The organism is Geobacillus genomosp. 3, assembly GCF_000445995.2.
Taxonomy (GTDB): domain Bacteria; phylum Bacillota; class Bacilli; order Bacillales; family Anoxybacillaceae; genus Geobacillus.
The window spans coordinates 3,238,336-3,261,066 of the sequence record NC_022080.4 but is presented as its reverse complement, the minus strand read 5'-3'; the positions used below and the strand labels follow the sequence as shown (position 1 = coordinate 3,261,066).

Genomic DNA, 22,731 nt, shown 5'->3' with positions numbered 1-22,731 from the left:
GAAAAACAGTGAAAAAGAAGTATTGGTCCTACGGACTGCTCGCTCTTGTCCTTGCTATTTCGATGGCGTTGGCCGGATGTGGAGGCAAGTCGGCTTCCAACAACGCTTCGTCCGGCTCGCAAGGGAAAGGGAACGTCGCCCAAGAGTTGACGTATGCGACAACGTCTGATGTCGTCGGCCTGTCGCCGATTTTAACGAATGACTCCGTATCATCGACAGTGATTGATCAAGTATATGAAACGTTGTTTGTCCGCGACCCGGAAACGATGGAAATTAAGCCGCACTTGGCAGAATCGTACGAAAACCCGGACGATAAAACGTGGGTCATTAAATTGAAACAAGGCATTAAGTTCCACGACGGCACCGACTTCAACGCCGAAGCGGTCAAATATACGTTCGACAAGTTAAGAGATCCGAAAACAGCAGCGCCGCGGGCTTCACTTCTTGAGCCGGTCGAATCGGTGGAAGTGAAGGACGAGTATACGGTTGTCATCAAAACGAAATACCCGTACGGTCCGATGTTGGCTGCTTTAGCACACTCAAATGCTGCGATCGTCAGCCCGACGGCCGACCAAAAGCAAGATTTAATGAAACAGCCAGTCGGCACTGGTCCGTTCAAATTTGTTGAATGGGTGCCGGGGGACCATGTGACGTTAGAGAAGAATGAACAGTATTGGCAAGGGGCGCCGACGCTGGAGAAAGTGACGTTCAAAGTCGTTCCGGAAGTGACGACGGCCATTTCAATGTTGCAAACTGGCCAAGTGCAATTGATCGACAGTATACCGGCTGAACAGCTTTCCCGCATTGAATCGATGAAAAACGTCCAACTGATCAAAAAAGAAGGCACGCCAGTCTATTACTTAGGGTTTAACATGAAAAAGGCGCCGATGAACGAGCTTGCGTTCCGCCAGGCAGTTTCTTACGCCATTAACAAAGACGAGTACATTCAACAGTTAAAAGGCCTCGGCGTGAAATCAAACAGCGTCATCGGCCCGAAAGTGTTCGGCTATGATGAAGCGTCGGAAAATGTCGCCTACACCTACGATCCGGAAAAGGCGAAACAACTCGTTGAGGAACATGGTTATAAAGGAACAACACTTAAAATGCTTGTTCCTAACACACCGGCTCAGATGAAAATGGCTGAGATCGTCCAAGCGCAATTGAAAGAAGTCGGTATTAACGCTGAAATTGAGTCGATGGAGTGGGGGACTTTCCTAGATTCGGCGAGACAAGGGAAGTATGATATTACATTTCTTAGCTGGGCGAACCTCACAGCTGACGGCAGTGAGTTATTTTACCCGAACTTCCATTCAAAAAATGCCGGTGCAACAAACCGGATATTTTACAACAATCCAACCTTCGACAAGCTTGTCGAAGAATCGCGCACCGCTATTGATCCGGAAGTGCGGAAACAAAAGCTGAAAGAGGCAAATGAATTTCTATTGAAAGATGCCGCCGTTGTTGTCATGAACCATGGCGTTGTGACGGCAGCTGTCGACAAATCGGTGAAAGGGTTAGAGATCGATGCCACAGGACAATGGTCGCTCTATCACGTTCATAGAGAGTAGGGGATAGCATGGCTGAAACATTGCTGCGTGTCGAGAACCTTGTCACGACCTTCAGCACGGCGGAGGGAAAACTCTCCGCTGTGCGGGGGGTTTCTTTTTCCGTTCGCAAAGGGGAGACGCTTTGCATTGTCGGTGAGTCGGGATGCGGAAAAAGCATCACCTCGTTATCGATTATGGGCTTGCTTCCGAGCAACGGCGCGATTGAGAGCGGGGCCATTTATTTCGGCGGCCGCGATTTGACGAAACTGTCGAAAGAAGAGCTGCGCCGCATCCGCGGAAACGAAATTTCGATGATTTTCCAAGAGCCGATGACCGCGCTCAACCCGGTGTTTACGATTGGCCACCAGATTCGCGAACCGCTCATGCTCCATCAAAAACTGTCGAAGCGGGAGGCGCACGAGCGGGGCATTGAGTTGCTCAAGCAAGTCGGCATTCCGTTTCCGGAGAGGCGGATGAAGCAATACCCGCACGAGCTAAGCGGCGGGATGAGGCAGCGCGTCATGATCGCTATGGCGCTCGCCTGCCATCCGAGCTTGCTCATCGCCGATGAGCCGACAACCGCCCTTGACGTGACCATTCAAGCGCAAATTCTAGACTTGATGAACGAGCTAAAGCAAAAATTAGACATGGCGGTCATTTTGATCACCCATGACATGGGGGTCGTCGCCGAAATGGCCGACCGGGTGATGGTCATGTACGCGGGGGAAAAAGTCGAGGAAGGCGATGTTGAAGCCATTTTCGCCAACCCGCGCCACCCGTACACAAAAGGGCTGCTGCAATCGGTGCCAAGCGTCGATGATGAAGAGTATGCGCTCGAGCCGATCCCAGGCACGCTGCCAAGTTTAAATGAACAAATTGACGGTTGCCGGTTTCACCCGCGCTGCCCGTTTGCGACCGATCAATGCCGCACCGCGCCGCCGCCCGAGAGAACGATCAGCGCCGGCCATTCCGTCCGTTGCTGGTTAGAGGAGGGAGTTCACCACGATGAGCGAGTCAAAGCAGCCACTTCTTAGACTGGAAGGCGTCAAAAAATATTACCCAATTAGAGGGGGACTCCTGCGGCGTGTCCAAGGCTATGTCAAAGCGGTTGAGAACGTCTCCCTTGACGTGTTTGCCGGAGAAAGCATCGGCATTGTCGGCGAGTCGGGCTGCGGGAAATCGACCCTCGGCCGGACGATTCTCGGTTTAGAAGAGGCAACGGACGGATCGATCTTTTTCCAAGGCGAGGAAATCAGCCGCTTGCCGGAACGGCAACGCAAAAAATGGAAAAAAGAAATGCAGATGGTGTTCCAAGATCCGTATGCCTCGTTGAACCCGCGTCAGCGCGTCGGCCATGCGCTTGAGGAAGCGTTTGTCATCCATACGAGCATGACAAAGGCTGAGCGTGAAGAGCGGGTGTTGCAGCTGCTCCAGGAAGTCGGGCTCCGTCCCGAGCATTACGACCGATACCCGCATGAATTCAGCGGCGGACAGCGGCAGCGGATCGGCATCGCCCGGGCGATCGCCTTGAACCCGTCGCTCGTCATTTGCGACGAGGCTGTTTCCGCTTTGGACGTATCGGTTCAAGCACAAATCATTAAACTGTTAAAAGACATTCAAGAAAAACATGAGCTGACGTATTTGTTCATCTCCCACGATTTAGGGGTCGTTCGTCATTTTTGCAACCGGGTGCTTGTCATGTATTTGGGCCATGCCGTCGAACTTGCGCCGTCGCGGGAGCTGTACGCCAATCCGCTGCACCCGTATACGAAAGCATTATTGTCTGCCATTCCACGGCCGAAACCGGGCGCAAAGCGGGAACGCATTCGTCTTGAAGGGGATTTGCCGAACCCGGCCAATCCGCCCAAAGGCTGCCCATTCCATACGCGCTGTCCGGTGGCTACCGAACGATGCAAACAAGAGCGACCGGAGTGGAAAGAAGCGGCTCCAGGTCATTTTGTCGCTTGCCATGAAGTGAAGTAAGGAGGAACTGCCATGGACTACTTATACCACCCCTACCCATCGCAGCGGATGACGGTGTTTGCGAAAAACGGCGTCGTCGCAACGTCGCAGCCGCTGGCGGCCCAGGCGGGGCTTGACGTGCTGAAAAAGGGCGGCAACGCCATCGATGCCGCCATTGCCGCCGCCGCCTGTCTGACGGTCGTCGAACCGACATCGAACGGCATCGGCGGCGATGCGTTCGCTCTCGTCTGGACGAATGGGAAACTGTACGGGCTGAATGCGAGCGGCTATGCGCCAAAAGCGATCTCGATCGAAGCGTTGAAAGAGCGCGGCTATACCGAGATGCCGAAGTACGGTTTTGCCCCGGTGACGGTGCCGGGCGCGCCGGCGGCGTGGGCAGCGCTGGCGAAGCGCTTCGGCCGCCTGCCGCTTGCCGAAACGCTCGCTCCGGCGATCGCCTATGCGGAAAACGGCTACCCAGTATCGCCGGTGCTGGGCAAATACTGGGCGAACGCTTATCGGGTGTACAAAGAAGCGCTGAACGGGCCGGAGTTCGCCTCGTGGTTTGCGACGTTTGCGCCGGGCGGCCGCGCGCCGAAGATCGGGGAAGTGTGGGCGTCTCCGGACCATGCGGCGACGCTCCGCTCGATTGCCGAAACGGAGGCGGAAAGCTTTTACCGCGGCGAGCTGGCGGAAAAAATCGCCACCTTCTCGAAGCAATACGGCGGCTTTTTGGCGGCGGACGACCTCGCCGAGTACGAACCGGAATGGGTCGAGCCGATCTCCGTCTCCTACCGTGGCTATGAAGTGTGGGAAATTCCGCCGAACGGGCAGGGGCTTGTCGCGTTGATGGCGCTCAACATCATGAACGGGTTTGACGTGCCAAGCGTCCCGGATGTCGAGACGCACCACCGGCAAATCGAGGCGATGAAGCTGGCCTTTGCCGATGGAAAAGCGTACATCGCCGACCGCCGTTATATGAGCTGCAGCCCAGACGAGCTGTTGTCGGAGTCGTTTGCCGCCATGCGCCGGGCGCAAATCGGCGCGGAGGCGCTCACGCCGGAGCCGGGCGCGCCGCCAAAAGGCGGAACGGTCTATTTGGCCGCCGCCGACGGCGACGGGAACATGGTGTCGTTCATCCAAAGCAACTACATGGGCTTCGGCTCCGGCCTCGTCGTCCCAGGCACGGGCATCGCCCTGCACAACCGCGGCCATAACTTTGTCTTCGATGAACGCCATCCGAACGGGCTGGCGCCAAGGAAAAAGCCGTACCATACGATCATCCCCGGCTTTTTGACGAAAGGCGGCACGCCGGTCGGCCCGTTCGGCGTCATGGGCGGATTCATGCAGCCGCAAGGGCATTTGCAAGTGATCATGAACACCGTCGATTTTGCCTTGAACCCGCAAGCGGCGCTCGATGCTCCCCGCTGGCAGTGGACGGAAGGGAAAACCGTGCTCGTCGAGCCGCACTTCCCGCGCCATATCGCCGAAGCGCTCGCCCGCAAAGGGCATGACATCCGCGTGGCGTTAGACGGCGGTCCGTTCGGCCGCGGGCAAATCATTTGGCGCGACCCGCAAACCGGCGTGCTCGCCGCCGGGACGGAGCCGCGCACGGACGGGGCGGTCGCCGCTTGGTGAAATTCAAGATAAAGGAAGGACACCGATGAACCAATGGCATTTGTTTCTCGCCTTTTTCCGCGTCGGCATGCTCGGGTATGGGGGCGGGCCATCCTCGATCCCGCTCGTGCGCGCCGAGGTCGTGACGAAATACCGGTGGATGACCGATGAAGAGTTCGCGGAAATTCTCGCCATTGCCAACGCCTTGCCCGGCCCGATCGCGACGAAGCTCGCCGGTTATATCGGCCATCGCGTCGGCGGTCCGCTCGGGCTCGTGAACGCCGTCTTGGCAACAACCGCGCCAACCGTTGTGTTGATGATCGTGCTGTTGGCTGTGCTGTCCTCGTTCAAAGATACGCCATGGGTGGCCGGGATGACAAAAGCGGTAATGCCGGTCGTAGCGGTCATGTTGGCGGAAATGACGTGGCAGTTTGCCAAGCAGGCGCGCGCGGCCCTCGGCATCGGGCCGGCTGCGTTGCTGCTTGTCGCCTGCTTTGTCGCCTTGCAGTGGCTCGGGCTCCATCCGGCGCTGATTGTCGCCATTTTGCTGGCGGCGGCGTTTGTCGGGCGGGGAAAACGGGAAGCGGCGAACGGGAACGAGCGCGGTGAAAGGAGGGCGTCACCATGATTTATTGGCATTTGTTTCTCGCCTTTTTTTGGCCCGGCATTTTAGGCTATGGCGGCGGCCCGGCGTCCATCCCGCTTGTGGAGCACGAAGTCGTCGACCGCTATCAGTGGATGACGGTCAACGAATTCAGTGAAGTGCTAGCGATCGGCAACTCGCTTCCCGGCCCGATCGCCACGAAAATGGCCGGCTATATCGGCTACGAACAAGCGGGCGTCCTTGGCGCCGCCGTCGCCGTGTTTGCGAGCGTCGCCCCGTCGCTTATGTTGCTGCTGGCTCTTTTGCAGCTGCTGTACAAATGGAAAGATGCGCCGCAAGTGAAGCGCCTTACCGCCTACATCCGCCCGGCGATCGCCGTCATGCTTGGGATCATGGCCATCGACTTTTTCCGTGAATCGTACGAAGGGGCCGGGCTTGTCCAAACGGTGTTTCTCGCCGCCGCGAGCGCCTTGTTAATGTTCGGCAAATGGCGCATCCATCCGGCGTACGTCATCGCCTTGGCGCTCGTGTACGGGGCGGTGTTTCTCTCGTCATGAATGGTCTCTATGGCTAAAGAAGGGAGGGATGCTTCTGCATCGTGACGGAAACATCCCTCGTTTCGTCATGGTTCCCGTTGGCAGCCGAACGGGCGGGCTGTTGGCCAACGCGAAACGGGCGGCGTTTGGCATGCGCCGCATGCGGCGGCTCCCGTTCACCCGAAGCCTCATTGCACCGTAAACGTCACTTTCGCCCGGGCGTGTGGCCAGTTTTTGTCGGCGAGCCACCACTCGAGCGTATACGTTCCAGGCTCCAGGCCGCGGAACGTCTCCTGGAACGACAGCTCTTCCCCTTGTTTTAACGTCCGCTCTTCGTAAATTTGCGCAAACATTTTCCCTTCGCTGTACTGCTTCACCTTTTGGCCATCGCGGTACAAAATGTAGTCATACTTTTTCGAGCTCGTAAACGTCACCGTTTGCACGCGCTCCGTTTGGTTTTTGACCGTAAACGTAAACACGTAAGCATCGTTTTGCGTTTCGTACGTGAGCGACGGCTCCAACGTTCCGGCGATGATCCCTTTCCCGCCGGCGGGGGCCGGTTTGCCCGCCGGAGCGGGGCCAAGCAAGTCGTCTTTCGCCTGCGGGCGCTCGCCGCCGCTGCTATACATAAACAGCGCGCTCGCCGCCGCCATCCCGGCCAACACGGCTGCGACGCCGATCATTTTTCCTTTGCCCATCCCAACTCCTCCTTTTTTCCTCTCTATACGTATAGTCGTTTCCCATTTCCCCTCCGTTACAAACCGCAAAAAATTGTGAAAAAACGGTTGTCCGCCTTGATATTTCTGGTATATATACCCGTTTTGTCTAATAAAATGTTACAAATTGAACAGCAATGAGAGTGGTTGAGGTGGGGATCGTTCACAACCGGCAAGCGACGCGGCGAAGATGCTTCTGAGACATCCAACGAAAGCGGCGCTCATCAGTGGCAAGACGAGTCTCATTTCACACTTCTCACTTCTCACATCCAACTTAGGGAGGGCGAGTGGTGTGCACGATTACATCAAAGAGCGTACGATCAAGATTGGCAAGTATATCGTGGAGACGAGGAAAACCGTTCGCGTCATCGCGAAAGAGTTTGGCGTGTCGAAAAGCACTGTGCATAAAGACTTGACTGAGCGGCTGCCGGAAATCAACCCGGAGCTGGCCCAAGAAGTAAAACAAATTCTCGATTACCATAAATCGATCCGCCATTTGCGCGGCGGTGAAGCGACGAAGAAAAAGTACAAAAAACAGGCCGTGAAAAACAATTAACTTTTTCCTTGCCATCTGCCGTTGGCAGTATCATTCCGGTCGCGGAATATGGTAAAATAACCAATTAGGAATGATTTCAGGGCAGAGGCAAGGAGGAGCAATGTATGTTTTCACGAGATATCGGCATTGACCTAGGCACGGCGAACGTCCTCATTTTCGTCAAAGGCAAAGGCATTGTGCTCAATGAGCCGTCCGTCGTGGCGATCGATAAAAACACGAACAAAGTGCTGGCAGTCGGCGAAGAAGCACGACGAATGGTCGGACGTACTCCTGGGAATATTGTTGCCATTCGGCCGCTCAAAGACGGCGTCATCGCCGACTTTGACATTACGGAAGCGATGCTGAAGCATTTCTTAAGCAAGCTCGACCTAAAAGGCTTTTTCGCCAAACCGCGCATTTTAATCTGTTGCCCGACAAACACGACATCGGTCGAACGGAAAGCGATCAAAGAGGCGGCAGAAAAAAGCGGCGGCAAAAAAGTGTACTTAGAGGAAGAGCCGAAAGTCGCAGCCATTGGCGCCGGAATGGACATTTTCCAGCCGTGCGGAAACATGGTCGTCGATATTGGCGGTGGCACGACCGATGTCGCAGTTCTCTCGATGGGGGACATTGTCACCGCCTCTTCCATTAAAATGGCCGGGGACAAGTTCGACATGGAAATTTTAAACTACATTAAGCGCGAATATAAGCTGCTTATCGGGGAACGAACGGCCGAGGAGATTAAAATCAAAGTCGCAACGGTATTCCCAGGCGCACGGGCCGAGGAAATCGACGTCCGCGGCCGCGATCTCGTCACCGGGTTGCCGCGCACGATCACCGTCCGCTCCGAAGAAATCGAACGGGCGCTTCGCGAGCCGGTGTCATTGATTGTACAAGCTGCGAAAAGCGTGCTCGAGCGCACGCCGCCGGAACTGTCGGCCGACATTATCGACCGCGGCGTCATTTTAACGGGCGGCGGCGCCCTCCTGCACGGCGTCGATCAGCTGCTTGCCGAAGAGCTGAAGCTGCCGGTGTTCATCGCTGAAAATCCGATGGACTGCGTCGCCATCGGCACCGGGCTGATGCTTGAGAACATCGACCGCGCGCCGAAATCGCAGTTGGTGTAAAAAAGGAAAAGCGGGGGATGCGGCTGCTGCCCCCGCCCGCCTATAATGGAACTAACGAAGCCGCTCGCCCAAGCCGGCCGCGGCTTTTTGCAACGAATTTTCGTGGACAAGCGAGGTGGCTGCCATGCTAAGAGGATTGTATACCGCCGCCGGCGGCATGCTCGCCCAGCAGCGGCGCGTCGAGATGCTGACCAACAACTTGGCGAACGCCGAGACGCCGGGGTACAAAGCCGACGCGGCCGCGATGAGAGCGTTTCCGGAACTGCTCATGACCCGGCTTGAGGATGCGTCCTTGCCGTCGGCCCCGCCGCGCGCCGTTCCGACGCAAACGGTGATCGGGCCGCTGAACACGGGCGTCTATATGCAAGAACTCATCCCGAACTTTCGGCAAGGGGACGTGAACGAGACCGGGCTCGCGACCGATGTCGCCATCGTGGACGGACAAGTGCCCGCCGACCCGGAAAGCGGGCGGCGGGGCGCGCTTTTGTTTGCCGTCGAAAACGGTCAAGGCGACATCCGGTACACGCGCAACGGCCATTTCACCGTGAGCCCGGACGGCTATTTCACTACGCAAGACGGCTGGTATGTGCTCGATGACAACGGCGGGCGCATTGCCGTTCCGAACGAAACGTTCACCGTCCGCGACGACGGGACGATCATCGCCGAAAACCGGGAAATCGCCCGCCTCGGCGTCGTCTTCGCCGCCGATCCGCAAACGCTTGTGAAAGAAGGAAACGGCCTGTTCCGCAGCACGGCAGGCCCGCTGCCGCAGGCGCCCGGCAATGTGACGTACACGGTGAAACAACGCTTTCTCGAGCGGTCAAACGTCGACATTGAGCGCGCGATGACCGATTTGTTGGCCGCCTATCGGGCCTTTGAAGCGAACCAAAAGATCATCCAAGCGTACGACCGCAGTTTGGACAAGGCCGTCAACGAAGTCGGCCGCCTGAAATGATGACGAAAGGGGGACAAGCCCGTGCTCCGCTCCATGCTTACCGCCGCCAACACAATGAACGCCTTGCAGCAGCGGCTCGATACGATCAGCCACAACATCGCCAACAGCAACACCGTCGGCTTTAAACGGAGCGAGGCGAGCTTCGCTGAGCTCCTAACCGAGCAAGTCGACCGCCTGCCTGATGACGGAGCGCCGCGCCAAACGCCGCCTGGCGTGCGCTACGGCAACGGGGCGCGCCTCGCCTCGACGATGCTCGTACTCGCGCAAGGGGCGCTCATCGAGACCGGCCGCGCGCTTGACGTCGCCTTCACCGCCGCCAATCAATGGTTCCGCGTTCGCCTTACCGGCCAAAACGGGGACGAAACGGTCGGCTACACCCGGGCGGGCAATTTTTCTTTCACGCCTTCCGCCGGCCGCCTCGCTCTAGTCACGAGCGACGGCCGTCCCGTGCTCGATGAAACGAACGCACCGGTCGAGCTCCCGGCCGGCACGAACCGCATCGAGCTGTCCCCGACCGGGACGCTGACCGCCATCGATGCGAGCGGCGCCATCGTCGCCCGCGTCAATCTTGGCGTCACCGCCATTGACCGGCCGCAGCTTCTCGAAGCGCAAGGCGACAACGTCTTCACCTTGCCGGCCGTCCCCGGCGCCGCGCGGGAATTGAATGGCGCCTTGCGCAACGACATCGCCATAAAACAAGGGGCTCTCGAGCAATCGAACGTCGACCTCGGCGAGGAATTGACCGGCATGATCGCGACCAACCGCGCCTACCAGCTGAACGCCCGCGCCGTTTCCATTTCCGAACAGATGCTCGGGCTTATCAACAACTTGCGCTCCTCATAAGGAGAGATCACCATGAGCAATGAAACGAAAAACGAACCGCTCTCCCGCGTCGCGCGGCGAAAGCAGCGGGAACAGCAACGCTCCGCCGCCAGCCCGCACGACAGCGGCGCGGCCGCTGCCTTGCCGGAAGAGCAACCGGCGGACAAAGCGCACGAACCGCCATCCGAGGCTGGTGGCGCCAAGCCGCGCCGTTTCGCGCGCACGCGACTCATCCCGATCTGGCTTCGTCTCATCATCGTCGCCGCCTTGATGGCCTTAAGCCTCACCGTCGGCGCCATCATCGGCTACAGCGCCATCGGCGACGGGGCGTGGCTTGACGTATTCCGCCCGTCGACGTGGCAGCACATTGTTGACGTTGTTGAAAAAGGGACATAAGAGGATCTTGCGGCGTCACCGTTTTGATGCTAATGAAAAGGAGTGTTTCCATGCTTGACATCCAACAAATCCAGGCGATCATCCCGCACCGCTATCCGTTTTTGCTTGTCGACCGCATCGTTGAAATCGAAGAAGGAAAGCGCGCCGTCGGCATCAAAAACGTGAGCGCCAACGAAGCGGTTTTCGCCGGCCACTTCCCCGAATACCCGGTCATGCCGGGCGTCTTGATCGTCGAGGCGCTCGCCCAAGTCGGCGCCGTCGTCCTCCTGCAAAGCGAGGACAACCGCGGCCGCCTCGCTTTTTTCGCCGGCATCGACAACTGCCGCTTTAAGCGGCAAGTGAAACCAGGCGACCAAATTCGCCTTGAAGTCGAAATTCTCCGCGCCCGCGGCGCCATCGGCAAAGGCAAAGGCACCGCCACCGTCGACGGCGAACTCGTCTGCGAAACAGAGCTCATGTTCGCCCTCGGCGAGAAAACAAACGGCTGACCCACGCGCGCCCCTCTGTGGGCGCGTATATTCATTCCTCTAACCGCCACCTCCGCATTTGTTTCACCACCGATGTATGAAATGCGCTCTTCTGGGAAAGATAAACAAGGACCGGTCTTACATAAGGTCACAACAACACGAAGAAAGGAGAAGGTGCCATGAAAAACAAAACGCTGCTGTTCAAACTGTTCAGCGCCGTCGTCGCCCTCTTTTTAGCGGCCGGATGCAACGGCGACAATGACAACGACAATCCGCCGCCGCCAAACAACGAACAAAACGATGCCAATGACAACGATGACAACGGCGTCAATGACATGGACATGAACCCGGCCGATGACATCAACCAAGACGATAACGCCGACAACGACGTTGTGCCGGGGGACAATAACAACGGCGACCTTGTCCCGGGCGACAACGGTGACAACGACTTGGCGCCGGGCAACGACGTGGGCGACGATGAAAACGACCGGAACCCGGACCCGGAAGACCCGATTGAAGACCCGCAAGACGCCAACGACCGGGATAATAAAGACGAATAACGACAAAAGGCTGCCTGCCTGGGCGGCCTTTTTAAATTGGGGAAATTTAGTACTGATTTCGGCTAGATATGTCTTCATATATTCGCTATAATGGGAATGGTTCGTCCGCTGTCGAATCATGCGGGCGGGTGATGATAGGGGGGGTACACAATGGAAGAAACAATCAGCCTGCGCGAACTGTTCGAAACGTTGCGCAAACGGCTTTGGCTTATTGTCTTGATCACCGCGCTGGCGACCGTTGTAAGCGGTGTGGTCAGCTATTTTCTATTAACGCCAATCTACCAGGCATCGACACAAATTCTCGTCAACCAGGCGAAATCTGAGCAGCAATTCTACAACTTCAACGAAATCCAGACGAACGTGCAGCTCATCAACACGTACAGCGTCATCATCAAAAGCCCAACCATTTTGGAAAAAGTGAAAAACGAATTAAACCTTGACCAGACGCTCGACGAGCTGAACGGACAAATCCAAGTCTCAAGCGAAAAAGACTCGCAAGTGTTCTCCGTCACCGTCCAAGATCCCGATCCGGCCATGGCGGCGAACATCGCCAACAAAACAGCCGAAGTGTTCAAAAACGAAATCGTCAAAATCATGAACATCGACAACGTGACGATTCTCTCGAAAGCGGAAGTGAAAGAAAACCAAACCCCAGTCAAACCGAAGCCATTGCTGAACATGGCCATCGCCTTTGTCGTCGGCCTCATGACCGGCGTCGGGATTGCCTTCCTGCTCGAGTACTTGGACAACACGATCAAAACCGAAGCTGACGTCGAAAAACATCTCGGCTTGCCGGTGCTCGGGGCAGTAAGCATGATGAATCCAAAACAAACGGAAGCAAAAGGGAAGCCATCCGTCATGAAGACAAGAGGTGAAACCATTGGCTCGTAGCAACCGTCAACAATTCAAACGATTGGAACGAAGCTTAATTACAGCGGAAGATCCAAAATCGCCCGTTGCCGAGCAGTACCGGACGATTCGGACGAACATTCAGTTTTCGTTCGTCGATCAGCCGCTTCGTTCGTTTATCGTCACCTCGACGGGCAGCGGCGAAGGAAAATCGACAACGGCCGCCAACTTAGCTGTCGTGTTCGCCCAACAAGGAAAAAAGACATTGCTCATTGACGCCGACTTGCGCAAACCGACGGTCCATTACACCTTCCGGTTAAACAACTACATGGGATTAACGAACGTTTTGACGGGCTCGGCGCCGCTGTTGCCGACGTGCCAGGAGACCGAGATCGACCATTTGTCGATCTTAACCTCCGGCCCGATCCCGCCGAATCCGGCCGAGCTCCTTAGCTCGAACGCAATGGCCCAATGCCTTAAACAATTGTACGAGACGTTCGATCTTGTCATCTTCGACACCCCACCTGTCTTGGCGGTAACGGACGCACAAGTGCTGGCCAACCAATGCGACGGCACCGTCCTCGTCATCGAAAGCGGACGAACGGAAATTGAGGCGGCCGTCAAGGCGAAAGAGCTGCTCGAAGCCGCGAACGCCAAGCTGCTCGGCGTCGTCTTGAACAAGCGGAAACATCGCGACGGCGGGTATTATTATTACTACCAATACAAGTAACAACGAACGGCTTCCCCAACGCGTGGGAAGCCGTTCATGCGATAGAGAAACGAAGGGGGAGAGAACGGTTGAAAAACGTTGTGTTGATTGTCATTGTCGCCGCAGCCTGCCTCACTTTGATCGTCGCGAGCCATTTCTACTGGGAACAAAATATCGCCGCGGTAGTAAAAGAGGCGCGCGCCAAAATGGAAACGACGTCCAAACAAGACGAAATGGCCCATAAAGCAGAAACGGTGCTCGCCCGCGCCAAGCAACTGCCCGCCGCAGCACAACATGTCATGAAACAGGTGGTCAACGAAAACCGCCCGATCCGCCTCGTGATCGCCGGTTCGGAGTCCACCCCGGAGAAAGGCGGTTGGCCTGATTTATTCAAACAAGCCCTCGACGAAGCATACGGAAAGGGCGTGTTCGATATCACTGTCCATGAATATGAAGGGTTCACCACAGCCGATGCCGACGAACAGCGCATCGCCGCCGACTGGGCGGAGGAACAACCCGATCTTGTGTTGCTAGAACCATTTCTCTTAAACGACAACGGAGTCGTCACGATCGACGATTCGCTCGAACATATTCAAGCGATGATCGGGCAACTGAAAAATGCGGCCCCGAACGCGGTCGTGATGTTGCAGCCGCCGAACCCGATTTACAACGCTACATACTATCCAGAACAAGTCGAAGAACTCGAAGCGTTCGCCAAAGAGAACGGCTACCCTTACATCAACCATTGGCCCGCGTGGCCCGACAATCAAAGCGAAGAACTAAATAAATACATCGACCCAGAAAGCGACCTCCCGACCGCGGAAGGCGCCAAACGGTGGGCGGACGCGCTCGCCGAGCATTTCATCGCCCAATAAAACACGCGCACCTCAATCGGGTGCGCGTTCCGTTTACCGCGACGCTGTCGCCGACAGCTCTAAATGTTCTTTCAACTCATTCGAAATCGCCGTTCGCTCGCTATCCGGCACGATTAGGTAATACGTGCCGTTCATTTTCGTCCCTTGGCCGGTAATGTGCAGCTGCTTAATTTGCTTGCGGGCGTCTTTGTAATTCTCTTGGATGTCTTTCATTTCCTCAAATGTTAAGTTCGTCTTAATGTTTTTCCCGATCGCCGCGAGCACATCGCTATAGTTCGTGAGCGATGAGAAGCTCGCCCCTTTCTCAATAATGGCTTGAATGATTTGTTTCTGGCGGTCTTGGCGCCCGAAATCGCCGCGCGGGTCGTCATAACGCATGCGCGAATATTTCAGCGCCTCTGCCCCGTTTAGCGTAATTTCCCCTTTCGGGAAGTACGTTCCTTCATACGTAAAGGCAAACGGGTTGTTCACTGTCACCCCGCCAACGGCATCCACGATATCGCGGAAGCTTTCCATATTGACTTTAATGTAATAGTCGATCGGAATATCTAAGAAATGCTCGACCGTCGCCATCGTCATCTCCACTCCGCCAAAGGCGTATGAGTGGTTGATTTTATCTTTCGTCCCTTTCCCGACGATCTCTGTTCTCGTATCGCGCGGCACGCTCACCATCTCAATCGACTGCTTGTTCGGGTTCACCGTCATGACGATGAGCGTATCGGCGCGCCCTTTATCCCCTTTGCGTTCATCGACGCCGATCAACAAGATCGAGATCGGCGTTTTCCGTTCGAACGACACTTCTTCTTGGCGCTTCTCCGACTTCCAGTTTACTTGTTCATGCATCTCATTGGCCGTTTGTTTCACATGATGGTAAACGGAATAGGCAAACACTCCTACCCCGGCAAGCAACACAACGAACAGCCCCGCCAGCCAGCGGATCCATTTCTTCTTTTTTCGCCGTTTTGTTCGCATCGGTACTCTTCCTTTATCATAAAAAATGTCTCACAACACTTCGATTATAGACCGTTTTGCCTCAGAAAACAACTGGAAGACAAGCAGAACGGTTGCCACTCCTATCCTCAACCGGTGGAATTTTATTTCCACTTCGACAACATTCGACAGTTTCCAACCATTGATAGCCCGTTTTTCCTATGTTACCATAATAGTTGTTTAGTAGAACGAAAAAGCGAGGAGGAGTGACGATGATCGACATTCATAGCCACGTTTTACCAGGTGTTGACGATGGAGCGTCGACAATGGAAGACGCCATCGCCATGGCGCAAGCGGCAGCCAGCGAAGGGATTGCGACGATCATCGCCACTCCCCATCACCGAAATGGGGCCTATGACAACCCGAAATCGTCCGTCTTGCCATTGGCGGCGGAGCTGAACGACGAATTGAAACGGCGCGGCATCGCCTTGACCGTCCTGCCAGGCCAGGAAGTGCGCCTGCACGGCGACCTTTTGGATGGCTTCCGTCGGCACGAGGTGATGACGCTTGCCGATACACCGTATATCTTAATCGAATTTCCGCCCGATCACGTGCCGAAATACGCCGAACAGCTGCTCTTTGACATGCAAGTGAATGGGCTCATCCCGATCATCGCCCACCCGGAGCGAAACGCCGAAATCATCGAGCAGCCCGAGCGATTGTACCAGCTCGTCAAGCGCGGCGCCCTGGCCCAGCTGACCGCTTCGAGCGTCACCGGCCATTTCGGCAAGAAAATCAAAACGTTCTCGTTCCAACTGATCGAGGCGAACTTGGCCCATTTCATCGCCTCGGACGCTCATAACGTAAAAACTCGCCCGTTTCGCCTGCGCCAGGCGTACGACGCCATTCGCAATGAATACGGCACCGACATGGTCTACTACTTCCAAGAAAACGCCGAGCTGCTCATCCGCGGCCAGGCTGTCTTCCGAGACGAGCCAGAACGGGTGAAAAAGAAAAAGTTCCTTGGTCTCTTTTGAAAGCGATCAGTCGCATGGTATAACAAGTATGGGAAATGCTTCTTTTCTTTTTGCCTTTTCTTTGTCGAAACAAGGTAAAATTCTTAGGGAACGATCGACAATGATGTCGAAGGGCAGCGAAAGCTTGTGCCCGATATGGAGATCGGCTCTTTCTTTAAGACGATTGGATTCGCACGGCTAGAGGCATCGCGGCGGTTTCTCGTGTCTTAAAGATAGGCCGTTTTCTTCATTCTTTGTTTCGGTGATGTCTCCTTACCGTTATCAACGGAGGCACTCGGCCATGCCGTGGGTGGGGACGATGACGGTCCCGGCACCTTAGACGCCCGTCGTCAAGGGTGTGGCGTGAGGGCGGGTTAGATGCCCGATTTTTCACTCGTTTTTATCTAATTCAGTGATTATGAGTCAGGCGTATCGTTTATAATAGAAAGATAGAGGATCCGTAATCTGTGAAAAGAGGCGATACGCGCATGGAACAAACTTGGGCGTTAAAGGTTGAGCGATTTGGAAAGATCAAACAGGGGGAAATCGATATTGCCCCGTTGATGTTGTTTGTCGGCGACAACAACAGTGGGAAAAGCTATCTGATGTCGCTTCTTTGGGGGGTGTTGTCCGAGGGGCGCAAGCTGTTTCCAAAAGACCCTCCGAACACGTCCACGTACAAGGAAATCGATCGCTTTCTTGAATCGTCTATCGGCGATGACTGCCTCATCCAAGACCGTGAAGCGCAACTGTTTGTCCAATGGTTTAATGATGTTCTCAGAAACAAAAAAAGCGAGTTGGTTAGAACGATTTTTCGGCGCAAAATCCCGATCGGTTCGTTAAGCATCGAGCGGTACCGCCGTTCTGAACCGCTGCGAATCATCTTTGAAAAGAAAGATTCGCTCCAAGGCGCTCGTTTTTCGACGGGGAAACACTATATTCGCATCCCGTATACGGATCGAAGCAAGGGACAAGCGACAGAGCGGTATCGCATGGCTCAATACATTACGTGGAATTTGCTGATGGATGGACTTACATCGCCGTTTTACCCACCATCCAGACAAGGCGGCATCCAAGGGCGGGCCATTGGCGAAGCGCTGTATTTGCCCGCTTCGAGAACAGGGTTCATGTTGTCTTACAAGGCGCTGGTGCAAGAGATGATGGAACGGATGATCAACGAAGAACATGAGGAACCATCCCTTGACTTCACGTTGCCTGTCTATCGATTCTTGCAAGCGTTGTTGCGTTTGGAGGAAAGCGGACAGTCGAAATATGCGGACATCGGACGATTTATTGAAACCGAGATTGCCAACGGAACCATGGACCAAGAAAAAGGACCGATTCCATCGTTCTACTATTGCCCACAAGGCAAACAAGAGCGCTTGCCGTTATACGTCACATCGTCGCTTGTGACTGAACTGTCGCCGCTCATTTTGTTTTTAAAATCAAAAGCAACGTACCGTTCGCTCTTTTTTGAAGAGGCAGAAGCGCATCTGCATCCACGCGTCCAGCGCATATTAGCGACAGCGCTTGTCAAGTTGGCCAACCGAGGCATGCCGGTGTGGTTGACCACCCATAGCGATATTTTGTTCCAACAGGTGAACAATTTGATCAAACTTCACCAGCATCCAAAGAGAGAACAGTTGATGAAAACGTATGGCTATGTCGATGAGGACGCGATTGATCCGAAAAAGGTGAGGGCGTACCAGTTCCGCATGCAAGGCCAAGACACGATCATCACGCCGCTCATTCCGACCGAAAACGGCTTTCCGGCGGAAACGTTCAATGAAGTTTTGGGGCATGAAGTTCCTCATCAACGCATTCCACTGAATGACTCCGGACAAGGAGAATACACGTTGTAACGTTTCCCTGCCGCGCCATGCTATAATGGCGTCAAGGAGGTGAAGCCATGAGCCAAGAGCTGAAAGAATTGCTTCGTTCCGTCTTGCAAGAAGAACTGAAACCAGTCCACGACAGGCTCGAACGGTTGGAAGGCGCAGTCGGGCACATTCGTCAAGACGTATCGCAGCTGCAGCAAGACGTATCACAACTTCAGAAGGATGTCACCCAGCTGCAACAAGGCCAACAAACACTAGAACACGAGATGGCCGGCATGAAGCAAATGCAAGAGCGAATCCTCGAAGAGCTGCGCATTTCCAAACACAATCAATCCCTCATTTTAAACGATGTCACGGGCATCAGAAAATCCGTCGATGTCACCGTCTCGTACTTGCAGCGCCGATCCGATGTGATGTTCGACAAACTGATCGATCATGAAAAAGAAATCTTGAATCTGAAATCAAAAATGCCAAACTAAGTCCCGAAAAGGGGCTGTTTTTTATGCCCATATGCATCGGCGCATCGGCGCAGCTGCGGTTGCACCGATGCGCGGGGGCATAGGGGCCAACTATACATAGGGGGTTACGTACCACATGAAAAAAGTACGCAAAGCGATCATTCCCGCAGCGGGGCTCGGCACAAGATTTTTGCCGGCAACGAAAGCGATGCCGAAAGAAATGCTCCCGATCGTCGATAAACCAACGATTCAATACATCGTTGAAGAAGCGATTGCATCCGGCATTGAAGATATTATTATCGTCACAGGAAAAGGAAAACGTGCGATCGAGGATCATTTCGACAACGCTTTTGAACTGGAACAGCTGTTAAAGCAAAAAGGCAAATTCGATTTGCTGGAAAAAGTGAAAGAACCATCGAAAGTCGACATTCACTACATACGCCAAAAAGAACCGAAAGGGCTCGGCCACGCCGTCTGGTGCGCCCGCAACTTCATCGGCGACGAACCGTTTGCGGTTCTTCTTGGCGATGATATCGTCCAAGCGGAAACACCGTGCTTAAAACAGCTCATTGACCAATACGAGCAAACGTTCAGCTCGGTCATCGGCGTCAAGCGGGTTCCTGACAACGAAACGCACCGCTACGGCATCATCGACCCGCTTGAACAGCACGGACGCCGCTACCAAGTCCGCCAATTCGTCGAAAAACCAGCGCCAGGCACCGCGCCATCGAACTTAGCGATCATGGGACGATACATACTCACGCCGGAAATCTTCTTATTCCTTGAAAAACAAGAAGCCGGCGCCGGCGGCGAAATCCAGCTCACCGACGCGATTCAAAAGCTGAACGAAATCCAGCGCGTCTTCGCCTACGAATTCGAAGGCAAGCGCTACGACGTCGGAGAAAAGATCGGATTTATTAAGACGACGATTGAGTTTGCGTTGCAACGTGATGAATTAAGGGACGATTTACTCGCATTTATGGAGAAAATTATTGCGGAAACAAAACAAAATACGAATGCATCATAACGAGCCATGGCGAACATGGCTCGTTATCTATTATACGAAGGGAGACGCAGTGCGTTGGCATATCGAAAACGATTAACGTTTTTAATGGTATTGGACTCATTGATCGTGTTAACGGCGATTTACGTCAGCTTGTTTACGCTTCATCCAGGAATACAAATATGGAAGTATAAATCGGTTCTTTTATCGGCGCTGACGCTGCTTGTCAGCCATCATTTCTTTGCGTTTATATACCGTTTGTATCAAAAAGCGTGGGAGTACGCAAGCATTGGCGAATTAACGGCCATTATCAAGGCGGTTACCTTTTCGATTATTACAACGGCTATCGTGCAGTTTGCTGTCTTTCAAGATATTTACGTCCGCGCGTTGATGATTACATGGATGATCCATATTATTCTCATCGGTGGATCGCGGTTTGTCTGGAGAGTGTTCCGCGACCGTTACATAAAACCAAACGCGAATAAACGGCGGACGCTGATTATCGGAGCGGGATCCGCAGGAATGATGGTCGCGCGGCAGTTAGTGAACAATCCGGATGCGGAACTGAGACCGATTGCCTTTATTGACGATGATCTGAACAAGCAAAAACTGCAGTTTTTCAACATTCCGGTTGTCGGAACAACAAAAGACATTGAAGATGTTGTGCGCGCGTTACGCATTGAGCACATTATTATCGCGATTCCATCGTTAACGAAAAAACAGCTGAACCGGATTTTTGAACAGTGCGCGAAAACAAACGCAAAAACGCAAATCGTCCCAAAACTTGAGGATATCGTGACAGGAAAAGTGTCCGTGAGCCAATTCCGCGATGTGCAAGTGGAAGACTTGCTCGGCCGCGAACCGGTCGAACTCGATATCGAAAGCATTTCCAGCTATATCGAAAACAAAGTCATTTTAGTCACCGGAGCCGGCGGTTCGATCGGCTCGGAAATTTGCCGGCAAGTATGCCAGTTTAACCCGAAGAAAATCGTCCTGCTCGGCCACGGCGAAAACAGCATTTATCAAATCGACATGGAACTGCGCAATCAATATAAAGACCAAATCGACATTGTCCCAGTGATTGGCGATATTCAAGATCGTGAGCGCATGTTTGAAGTGATGGAAGAACATAAGCCGGATGTCGTCTACCACGCGGCGGCGCACAAACACGTTCCATTAATGGAATACAACCCGAAAGAAGCGGTCAAAAACAACATTTTCGGCACAAAAAACGTCGCCGAAGCGGCCGATACATTTGGTGTCCAAACCTTTGTATTAATTTCGACGGACAAAGCCGTCAATCCAACCAATGTGATGGGAGCGACAAAACGCTTTGCGGAAATGATTATTCAACAATTGGACAAGCAGAGTAAAACAAAATTTGTCGCTGTCCGCTTCGGAAACGTCTTGGGCAGCCGCGGCAGCGTTATTCCGTTATTTAAAAAGCAAATCCAAGCTGGCGGACCTGTCACCGTCACTCATCCGGATATGACGCGCTATTTTATGACGATTCCGGAAGCATCCCGGCTCGTCATCCAAGCCGGCGCGCTTGCCAAAGGTGGCGAAATCTTCGTCCTTGACATGGGTGAACCAGTGAAAATCGTCGATCTCGCGAAAAACTTAATCAAACTATCCGGATATACTGTCGAAGAAATCGGCATCGAATTTACCGGCATCCGCCCGGGTGAAAAAATGTTTGAAGAACTGCTTAATGAGAATGAAGTGCATCCGGAGCAGGTGTTTCCGAAAATATTTATTGGGAAAGCGACGGCGGTGGACGAAAAAATTCTTCACGATTTTATGGATCGATTTGAAGAGATGGATAAAGAAGAGGTTAGAGAGAGATTGTTGGGGATTGCGAATAATAAGGAGCTTTCCAAAGTGTCTGTATCTGCTAACACATCAATGAATTAATGTGACAAAACAGAAAAGGGTATTTTCGTATGGAACCAGTAACTAAAAGGCTATCTCTCAAAAAAAACTTTTTTTGGAATTTTATAGGGAACTTAATTTACGCTTTTGCTCAATGGGCAATACTTTCTCTATTAGCTAAGTTAGGTAATCCGCAGATGGTAGGTCAATTTTCCTTAGGGTTAGCAATTACGGCTCCTATCATTTTGTTCACTAATTTACAGTTGAATTCGATACAAGTTACTGATACTCAACATAAATACAAATTCGGGGAATACCTTGGTTTAAGAATTGTTACAAATTTTATAGCTATATTAATTACTATATTGGTAATTCTTCTAGGAAACTATAATCCTTTGACATCACTTGTTATTATATTAGTAGCTTTTTCAAAAGTGATAGAATCATGGAGCGATGTTGTCTTTGGTTATTTACAGCAAAGAGAAAGAATGGATCTTACAGCGATTTCAAGAATACTTAAGGCAGTATTAATGTTGTTAATAATTAGTATACTGTTATATATAACCCATAATGTAATATGGATGGTAATAGGGTTATGTTTGTCCTATATGATGGTTTTTTTCTTTTATGACTTAAAAGTGTTGAAAAAGTTTATTACTCCTAAATTGATATTCAATTATAAAAATTATGTTGATATCGTAAAATTAGCTTTACCTCTTGGTATCGTCTTAATGCTTGGTTCTCTTTATACAAATATTCCTAGGATAATCATTGAGAAATACTTAGGAGAAGAACAACTTGGTTATTTTGCAGCTATCGCTTATTTAATAGTAGCGGGTAATACCTTTATAGGGGCCATAGGACAGGCAGCTGCTCCGAGGTTAGCTATTTTGTTTTCAGAGAAGAATTTTATTCAATTCAAAAAATTACTTGTAAAGTTAGTATCAATAGGATTTGTAACAGGCATATTAGGCGTGATTATTACCCTATTATTTGGAGAGTTAATTTTAAGTATACTGTATAAGCCCTCATATGCAAAATATAACGAGTTATTTACTTTATTGCTAATATCGGGGACCTTTAGTTTTTCAAGCACTTTTTTAGGAATAGGGCTTACGGCTACAAGATCGTTTAAGATACAGCCATATTTAGGCGTTATATGGATTGTAGTAAGTTTTATCAGTGCTATCATTTTAATACCGAAGTTTGGTTTATTTGGAGCAGGATATTCAGCGATAATATCATCAATAGTACAGTTCCTGTCACAGTTAATAGCGCTGTCTGTAATTTATTTAGATAAACTAAAATATTCAAAAGCAAAGGCTAGGAGTTAAAAA

At 52.8% G+C, this 22,731-nt stretch carries 25 protein-coding genes; 23 read left to right on the top strand and 2 right to left on the bottom strand.

What is annotated here, in order from left to right:
* The first annotated feature begins 8 nt into the window (after positions 1 to 8).
* From M493_RS16260 to M493_RS18600, 7 genes are read left to right on the top strand one after another with little or no spacing between them, the layout of a single operon-like run.
* A complete protein-coding gene (locus tag M493_RS16260; RefSeq protein WP_020961484.1) occupies positions 9 to 1,568 on the top strand; it encodes a glutathione ABC transporter substrate-binding protein in 1,560 nt (519 codons plus the stop codon).
* A gap of 8 nt (positions 1,569 to 1,576) precedes the next feature.
* A complete protein-coding gene (locus M493_RS16255) occupies positions 1,577 to 2,581 on the top strand; it encodes an ABC transporter ATP-binding protein (protein WP_020961483.1) in 1,005 nt (334 codons plus the stop codon).
* The gene (locus M493_RS16250; RefSeq protein WP_020961482.1) at positions 2,553 to 3,530 is read left to right on the top strand and encodes an ABC transporter ATP-binding protein; all 978 of its coding nucleotides are present in this window, start codon (positions 2,553 to 2,555) and stop codon (positions 3,528 to 3,530) included. The genes M493_RS16255 and M493_RS16250 overlap by 29 nt, the downstream gene beginning before the upstream one ends.
* A gap of 12 nt (positions 3,531 to 3,542) precedes the next feature.
* A complete protein-coding gene (locus M493_RS16245) occupies positions 3,543 to 5,147 on the top strand; it encodes a gamma-glutamyltransferase family protein (protein WP_020961481.1) in 1,605 nt (534 codons plus the stop codon).
* A gap of 25 nt (positions 5,148 to 5,172) precedes the next feature.
* Positions 5,173 to 5,754, top strand: coding sequence for a chromate transporter (locus M493_RS16240; protein WP_020961480.1), 582 nt, complete (start codon positions 5,173 to 5,175; stop codon positions 5,752 to 5,754).
* Entirely contained in the window at positions 5,751 to 6,287 is a 537-nt protein-coding gene (locus M493_RS16235) for a chromate transporter (RefSeq protein ID WP_020961479.1), read from the top strand. The genes M493_RS16240 and M493_RS16235 overlap by 4 nt, the downstream gene beginning before the upstream one ends.
* Positions 6,288 to 6,315: 28 nt before the next feature.
* Positions 6,316 to 6,468 carry a hypothetical protein gene (locus M493_RS18600; RefSeq protein WP_020961478.1) on the top strand — a complete coding sequence of 51 codons (153 nt, stop codon included), beginning with the start codon at positions 6,316 to 6,318 and terminating at the stop codon, positions 6,466 to 6,468.
* Here M493_RS18600 and M493_RS16230 read toward each other — a convergent pair.
* Positions 6,455 to 6,964, bottom strand: a complete 510-nt coding sequence (locus tag M493_RS16230; protein WP_020961477.1) for a BsuPI-related putative proteinase inhibitor — start codon at positions 6,962 to 6,964, stop codon at positions 6,455 to 6,457. The genes M493_RS18600 and M493_RS16230 overlap by 14 nt on opposite strands.
* Before the next feature lie 310 nt (positions 6,965 to 7,274).
* On the opposite strand from M493_RS16230, the gene spoIIID reads away from it, so the two are divergent.
* From spoIIID to M493_RS16180, 10 genes are all read left to right on the top strand, one after another.
* Positions 7,275 to 7,538, top strand: coding sequence for a sporulation transcriptional regulator SpoIIID (spoIIID, locus tag M493_RS16225; RefSeq protein ID WP_008880665.1), 264 nt, complete (start codon positions 7,275 to 7,277; stop codon positions 7,536 to 7,538).
* 104 nt (positions 7,539 to 7,642) lie between these two features.
* The gene (locus M493_RS16220) at positions 7,643 to 8,644 is read left to right on the top strand and encodes a rod shape-determining protein (protein WP_020961476.1); all 1,002 of its coding nucleotides are present in this window, start codon (positions 7,643 to 7,645) and stop codon (positions 8,642 to 8,644) included.
* A 124-nt stretch (positions 8,645 to 8,768) separates the two neighbouring features.
* A complete protein-coding gene (locus tag M493_RS16215; protein WP_020961475.1) occupies positions 8,769 to 9,599 on the top strand; it encodes a flagellar hook-basal body protein in 831 nt (276 codons plus the stop codon).
* Positions 9,600 to 9,620: 21 nt separating this feature from the next.
* Positions 9,621 to 10,442, top strand: a complete 822-nt coding sequence (locus M493_RS16210; RefSeq protein ID WP_020961474.1) for a flagellar hook-basal body protein — start codon at positions 9,621 to 9,623, stop codon at positions 10,440 to 10,442.
* 12 nt (positions 10,443 to 10,454) lie between these two features.
* A complete protein-coding gene (locus M493_RS16205; RefSeq protein WP_020961473.1) occupies positions 10,455 to 10,817 on the top strand; it encodes a DNA-directed RNA polymerase subunit beta in 363 nt (120 codons plus the stop codon).
* A gap of 50 nt (positions 10,818 to 10,867) precedes the next feature.
* Complete coding sequence (fabZ, locus tag M493_RS16200; protein ID WP_020961472.1) at positions 10,868 to 11,305, top strand: 3-hydroxyacyl-ACP dehydratase FabZ; 438 nt, start codon at positions 10,868 to 10,870, stop codon at positions 11,303 to 11,305.
* 158 nt (positions 11,306 to 11,463) lie between these two features.
* Positions 11,464 to 11,844, top strand: a complete 381-nt coding sequence (locus M493_RS16195; protein ID WP_020961471.1) for a hypothetical protein — start codon at positions 11,464 to 11,466, stop codon at positions 11,842 to 11,844.
* Between the two features lie 150 nt (positions 11,845 to 11,994).
* Positions 11,995 to 12,735 carry a YveK family protein gene (locus M493_RS16190; RefSeq protein ID WP_020961470.1) on the top strand — a complete coding sequence of 247 codons (741 nt, stop codon included), beginning with the start codon at positions 11,995 to 11,997 and terminating at the stop codon, positions 12,733 to 12,735.
* The gene (locus tag M493_RS16185) at positions 12,716 to 13,423 is read left to right on the top strand and encodes a CpsD/CapB family tyrosine-protein kinase (protein WP_081713482.1); all 708 of its coding nucleotides are present in this window, start codon (positions 12,716 to 12,718) and stop codon (positions 13,421 to 13,423) included. The genes M493_RS16190 and M493_RS16185 overlap by 20 nt, the downstream gene beginning before the upstream one ends.
* A gap of 68 nt (positions 13,424 to 13,491) precedes the next feature.
* Positions 13,492 to 14,277 carry an SGNH/GDSL hydrolase family protein gene (locus tag M493_RS16180; RefSeq protein ID WP_020961468.1) on the top strand — a complete coding sequence of 262 codons (786 nt, stop codon included), beginning with the start codon at positions 13,492 to 13,494 and terminating at the stop codon, positions 14,275 to 14,277.
* Positions 14,278 to 14,310: 33 nt separating this feature from the next.
* Here M493_RS16180 and M493_RS16175 read toward each other — a convergent pair whose 3' ends face one another.
* Positions 14,311 to 15,249, bottom strand: a complete 939-nt coding sequence (locus tag M493_RS16175) for a LytR family transcriptional regulator (RefSeq protein ID WP_020961467.1) — start codon at positions 15,247 to 15,249, stop codon at positions 14,311 to 14,313.
* Between the two features lie 230 nt (positions 15,250 to 15,479).
* Here M493_RS16175 and M493_RS16170 point away from each other — a divergent pair, with 230 nt between their 5' ends.
* The 6 genes from M493_RS16170 to M493_RS16145 all read left to right on the top strand — a co-directional run bounded on the left by M493_RS16170 (position 15,480) and on the right by M493_RS16145 (position 22,728).
* A complete protein-coding gene (locus tag M493_RS16170) occupies positions 15,480 to 16,244 on the top strand; it encodes a tyrosine-protein phosphatase (protein WP_023817792.1) in 765 nt (254 codons plus the stop codon).
* Positions 16,245 to 16,711: 467 nt separating this feature from the next.
* Complete coding sequence (locus M493_RS16165) at positions 16,712 to 18,085, top strand: AAA family ATPase (protein ID WP_020961465.1); 1,374 nt, start codon at positions 16,712 to 16,714, stop codon at positions 18,083 to 18,085.
* Positions 18,086 to 18,132: 47 nt separating this feature from the next.
* A complete protein-coding gene (locus tag M493_RS16160; RefSeq protein WP_020961464.1) occupies positions 18,133 to 18,540 on the top strand; it encodes a hypothetical protein in 408 nt (135 codons plus the stop codon).
* A 115-nt stretch (positions 18,541 to 18,655) separates the two neighbouring features.
* Positions 18,656 to 19,546, top strand: coding sequence for a UTP--glucose-1-phosphate uridylyltransferase GalU (gene galU / locus M493_RS16155; RefSeq protein WP_020961463.1), 891 nt, complete (start codon positions 18,656 to 18,658; stop codon positions 19,544 to 19,546).
* Positions 19,547 to 19,600: 54 nt separating this feature from the next.
* Complete coding sequence (locus M493_RS16150) at positions 19,601 to 21,436, top strand: polysaccharide biosynthesis protein (protein WP_020961462.1); 1,836 nt, start codon at positions 19,601 to 19,603, stop codon at positions 21,434 to 21,436.
* A gap of 29 nt (positions 21,437 to 21,465) precedes the next feature.
* On the top strand, positions 21,466 to 22,728 hold the full coding sequence (locus M493_RS16145; RefSeq protein ID WP_020961461.1) for an oligosaccharide flippase family protein: 1,263 nt from the start codon (positions 21,466 to 21,468) through the stop codon (positions 22,726 to 22,728).
* Positions 22,729 to 22,731: the final 3 nt, after the last annotated feature.

Bases quoted from the DNA above. Each gene is read 5' to 3' on its own strand.
- M493_RS16175 (WP_020961467.1), bottom strand. From the start codon at position 15,249: ATGCGAACAAAACGGCGAAAAAAGAAGAAATGGATCCGCTGGCTGGCG.
- galU (WP_020961463.1), top strand. From the start codon at position 18,656: ATGAAAAAAGTACGCAAAGCGATCATTCCCGCAGCGGGGCTCGGCACA.
- M493_RS16250 (WP_020961482.1), top strand. From the start codon at position 2,553: ATGAGCGAGTCAAAGCAGCCACTTCTTAGACTGGAAGGCGTCAAAAAA.
- M493_RS16220 (WP_020961476.1), top strand. From the start codon at position 7,643: ATGTTTTCACGAGATATCGGCATTGACCTAGGCACGGCGAACGTCCTC.
- fabZ (WP_020961472.1), top strand. From the start codon at position 10,868: ATGCTTGACATCCAACAAATCCAGGCGATCATCCCGCACCGCTATCCG.
- M493_RS18600 (WP_020961478.1), top strand. From the start codon at position 6,316: ATGCTTCTGCATCGTGACGGAAACATCCCTCGTTTCGTCATGGTTCCC.
- M493_RS16165 (WP_020961465.1), top strand. From the start codon at position 16,712: ATGGAACAAACTTGGGCGTTAAAGGTTGAGCGATTTGGAAAGATCAAA.
- M493_RS16145 (WP_020961461.1), top strand. From the start codon at position 21,466: ATGGAACCAGTAACTAAAAGGCTATCTCTCAAAAAAAACTTTTTTTGG.
- M493_RS16215 (WP_020961475.1), top strand. From the start codon at position 8,769: ATGCTAAGAGGATTGTATACCGCCGCCGGCGGCATGCTCGCCCAGCAG.
- M493_RS16235 (WP_020961479.1), top strand. From the start codon at position 5,751: ATGATTTATTGGCATTTGTTTCTCGCCTTTTTTTGGCCCGGCATTTTA.
- M493_RS16190 (WP_020961470.1), top strand. From the start codon at position 11,995: ATGGAAGAAACAATCAGCCTGCGCGAACTGTTCGAAACGTTGCGCAAA.
- M493_RS16160 (WP_020961464.1), top strand. From the start codon at position 18,133: ATGAGCCAAGAGCTGAAAGAATTGCTTCGTTCCGTCTTGCAAGAAGAA.
- M493_RS16245 (WP_020961481.1), top strand. From the start codon at position 3,543: ATGGACTACTTATACCACCCCTACCCATCGCAGCGGATGACGGTGTTT.
- M493_RS16170 (WP_023817792.1), top strand. From the start codon at position 15,480: ATGATCGACATTCATAGCCACGTTTTACCAGGTGTTGACGATGGAGCG.
- M493_RS16255 (WP_020961483.1), top strand. From the start codon at position 1,577: ATGGCTGAAACATTGCTGCGTGTCGAGAACCTTGTCACGACCTTCAGC.
- M493_RS16240 (WP_020961480.1), top strand. From the start codon at position 5,173: ATGAACCAATGGCATTTGTTTCTCGCCTTTTTCCGCGTCGGCATGCTC.
- M493_RS16205 (WP_020961473.1), top strand. From the start codon at position 10,455: ATGAGCAATGAAACGAAAAACGAACCGCTCTCCCGCGTCGCGCGGCGA.
- M493_RS16230 (WP_020961477.1), bottom strand. From the start codon at position 6,964: ATGGGCAAAGGAAAAATGATCGGCGTCGCAGCCGTGTTGGCCGGGATG.
- M493_RS16195 (WP_020961471.1), top strand. From the start codon at position 11,464: ATGAAAAACAAAACGCTGCTGTTCAAACTGTTCAGCGCCGTCGTCGCC.